The following is a 2,938-nucleotide window of genomic DNA, read 5'->3' as shown; positions in this document are numbered from 1 at the left end:
GCTCAGCCCAACGCCTTGAACGACTGCAGGGCCGAGAGCGGCGTGAAATCGCCCGCGCGTTTCTCCTTCATGGCCGCGATCGCCTCGCGCACGTGCGCGTTGCTCCACACAGCGCCTTGCAGCCAGCCCATCTGGCGCAGGCTGTCTTCCACCGAGTGGTCGCGCGCGTAGTTCACCGCCTGTTTGGTGCCCCAGATGGCCACCGGTGGTTTGGACGCGACCTCGCGGGCGCACTGCAGCGCCGCAGCCACCGTGGCCTCGTGCGTGTCGAACACCTCGTTGACCAGACCGTAACCCAGCGCTTTGCTCGCGGGCAGACGACGGCCGGTGTACGCCAGCTCCTTCACCACCGCCAGCGGGATCAGCTTGGGCAGGCGCTGCAGCGTGCCCACGTCGGCCACCATGCCGATGTTGATTTCCTGGATGCAGAAGAACGCGTCGGCCGAGGCATACCGGATGCAGGCGGCCGTGACCATGTCGACCGCGCCGCCGATGCAGCCGCCCTGGATGGCGCAGATCACCGGGATGCGCAGGTTCTCCAGCTTGGTGAAGGTGGCCTGCATGTCGGTGAGCAGGTCGAAGATGGCGGCGCGGCCTTCCGGGCTCTGGTCGTCCATGCTGATGGCGCCTGCGAAGGTGTCCAGCGACATGCCGGCGCTGAAATGTTTGCCGGTGCTGCTGATGACGAGCGCCCGTGCCGTGCCCTCGCTGTGCAGTCGGGTGAGCACCTCGTCGAGCTCGCGCCAGAAGGTGGGGTTCATGGTGTTGAGCTCGGCGGGACGGCTCATCACGAGGTGCGCGACATGGTTGGCCATGTCGAGCGCAAAGCAGGTGGATGTGTTCATGGTGGATCAATGTAGTCCGCGGGCGGCCTGGTGACCTGTCGCGGGTTGGACGCGGTCAGTCTGCCAGATCGATCCAGTCGCAGCGCACGCGGTGTGCCGCGTGCACCCGCTGGCGCCAGCGCACGTACAGACCCGGTGTCCAGATACCCACCAGGCACGCCGGCAGCAGCCACAGGGTCTGCATGATCACGACGGGCATGCAGCCCACCCAGCCCATGAGCCACGCGGTGAGCACGCCGTCCCAGAGCTGGTATTCCAACGGGTGCTCCTGGCGGTGCGCCGCGTGCCAGCGCTTGATGCGTTCCAGTTCATCCAGTCTCATGAAAAGATGCATGGCAGACCCCCGGAATGCCGGCCGACATTCGTGTTCCGCCAATGTAGGTTTGGCGTCGGAAGCCGTCAACCGGTGCGGCTCGTCAGAACAGCTGGTCCGCCAGGGGGACGGGCGCCTCGGTGGCGGCGAGTTCGCCCGCCTTGGTCAGGGAGCCCACGCGCACACCCAGCAGCCGGATGCGCCGGGAGAGATCCACCCGCTTGAGGCACAACCCCGCCTGGCGCCGGATGGTGGCGGTGTCCTGCGTGAAGTGATCGATGGTGGTGTCGCGCGTCACGCTCTGGAAGTTGTCGTAGCGCAGCTTGATGCCGATGGTCTTGCCCGCGTAGCCCTTGGCGTGCAGGTCGTTGGCCACCTGCTCGCACAAGCGGGTGAAGATGGCGCCGAGCTCGGCGCGGTCGCGCACGGCGTGCAGGTCGCGCTCGAAGGTGGTCTCGCGGCTCATGCTGACCGGCTCGCTCTCGGTTTGCACCGGGCGCTCGTCCCGGCCCCACGACACCTCGTGCAGCCACGCGCCGTAGCTCTTGCCGAAGTTGTCGATCAACCAGCCGCGCTCGCGCTGCGCCAGCTCGCCGATGGTGTGGATGCCGTGGCCCTTCAGCTTCTCGTCGGCCTTGGGGCCCACGCCGTTGATCTTGCGGCAGGGCAGTGGCCAGATCAGCGTTTGCAGGTCGTCGGTCTGCACGATGCTGATGCCGTTGGGCTTGTTGAACTCGCTCGCCATCTTGGCGATGAGCTTGTTGGGCGCCACGCCGATGGAGCAGGTGAGCCCGGTGGCATGGAAGATGCTCTTCTGGATCAGGCGCGCCAGCACGCGTCCGCCCTCGCGCTGTCCGCCCGGCACGTGGGTGAAGTCGATGTACACCTCGTCCACGCCCCGGTCTTCCACCACCGGCGCGATGTCGCGGATGGTGCTTTTGAACAGGCGCGAAATGCGGCGCACCTCTTCAAAGTCCACCGGCAGCAGGATCGCTTGCGGGCACAGCTTGGCGGCCTTCATCAACCCCATGGCCGAGCCCACGCCGAACTGGCGCGCCGCGTAGGTGGCGGTGGTGGCCACGCCGCGCCCGGTGTAGCCAGCCAGGCGCGGGAAGAAGTCGACCGGGATGTGGTCCAGGCTGTCGGTGGCCCATTCGCGGTCCGGGTAGGCCTCCCGCAGGCGCTGGAGCAGGTCGTCCGCGCGCCGCCGGCCGCCGCCGATCACCACCGGCAGGCCCTTGAGTTGCGGGTAACGCAGCAACTCCACCGACGCAAAAAACGCGTCCATGTCCAGGTGGGCAATGCGCCGGGGCCGGGTCTCGTCGTTGGGAGCGTTCACGCGGTCGAGCATAGCGGGATTACCATGCTGCGAGACGCCGGCCACCGCCCGGCGCGCCGCCTTTGGAGAACGCTTCATGAACGCCATCACCCGCCTCGTCACCGCCCTGTTGATCGCCGCCGGCATTGCCATCGCCGGCTTCGCCGTGAGCCAGGGACTGGAGCGCTTTCGCATGTCGGACCGCTCGGTCACGGTCAAGGGGCTGGCCGAAAAGGACGTGGAGAGCGACTTCGCGGTCTGGACGCTCTCGTTCCGCCGCGCGGGCAACGACTTTGGCGGCGTGCAGCAGGCGCTGGCGGGCGACCGCGACAAGGTGGCTGCCTTCTTGAAAGAACGCGGTTTCACCGAGGCCGAGGTGGAAGCGAAACCGCTGCAGGTGCAGGACCTGTTCACCCGCGAGTACGCGCAGGGCAACCAGCCGTTCCGCTTCAACGGCACCGG

General features: G+C 67.4%; 4 protein-coding genes. 1 reads left to right on the top strand and 3 read right to left on the bottom strand.

Translation table 11 applies throughout. The features are described 5' to 3' along the window. Positions 1–2: 2 nt before the first annotated feature. The 3 genes from Q1W68_RS05020 to Q1W68_RS05010 all read right to left on the bottom strand — a co-directional run bounded on the left by Q1W68_RS05020 (position 3) and on the right by Q1W68_RS05010 (position 2,446). Positions 3–845, bottom strand: coding sequence for an enoyl-CoA hydratase-related protein (locus Q1W68_RS05020; protein WP_300715748.1), 843 nt, complete (start codon positions 843–845; stop codon positions 3–5). 55 nt (positions 846–900) lie between these two features. Continuing rightward, entirely contained in the window at positions 901–1,167 is a 267-nt protein-coding gene (locus Q1W68_RS05015; RefSeq protein ID WP_300655938.1) for a hypothetical protein, read from the bottom strand. Positions 1,168–1,261: 94 nt separating this feature from the next. Then, entirely contained in the window at positions 1,262–2,446 is a 1,185-nt protein-coding gene (locus tag Q1W68_RS05010; protein ID WP_300715750.1) for a DNA polymerase IV, read from the bottom strand. A gap of 127 nt (positions 2,447–2,573) precedes the next feature. Between Q1W68_RS05010 and Q1W68_RS05005 the strand changes: the two genes are divergently transcribed. After that, a partial coding sequence (locus tag Q1W68_RS05005; RefSeq protein WP_300715747.1) for an SIMPL domain-containing protein occupies positions 2,574–2,938 on the top strand: 365 nt, incomplete at its 3' end.

Source organism: Hydrogenophaga sp., from assembly GCF_030158645.1.
In the GTDB taxonomy this organism is placed as follows: Bacteria; Pseudomonadota; Gammaproteobacteria; order Burkholderiales; family Burkholderiaceae_C; genus Hydrogenophaga.
The sequence above is the reverse complement of the archived record's forward strand: the minus strand, read 5'-3'. Positions and strand labels throughout refer to the sequence as shown.

Bases quoted from the DNA above. Each gene is read 5' to 3' on its own strand.
- Q1W68_RS05010 (WP_300715750.1), bottom strand. From the start codon at position 2,446: ATGGACGCGTTTTTTGCGTCGGTGGAGTTGCTGCGTTACCCGCAACTC.
- Q1W68_RS05020 (WP_300715748.1), bottom strand. From the start codon at position 845: ATGAACACATCCACCTGCTTTGCGCTCGACATGGCCAACCATGTCGCG.
- Q1W68_RS05015 (WP_300655938.1), bottom strand. From the start codon at position 1,167: ATGAGACTGGATGAACTGGAACGCATCAAGCGCTGGCACGCGGCGCAC.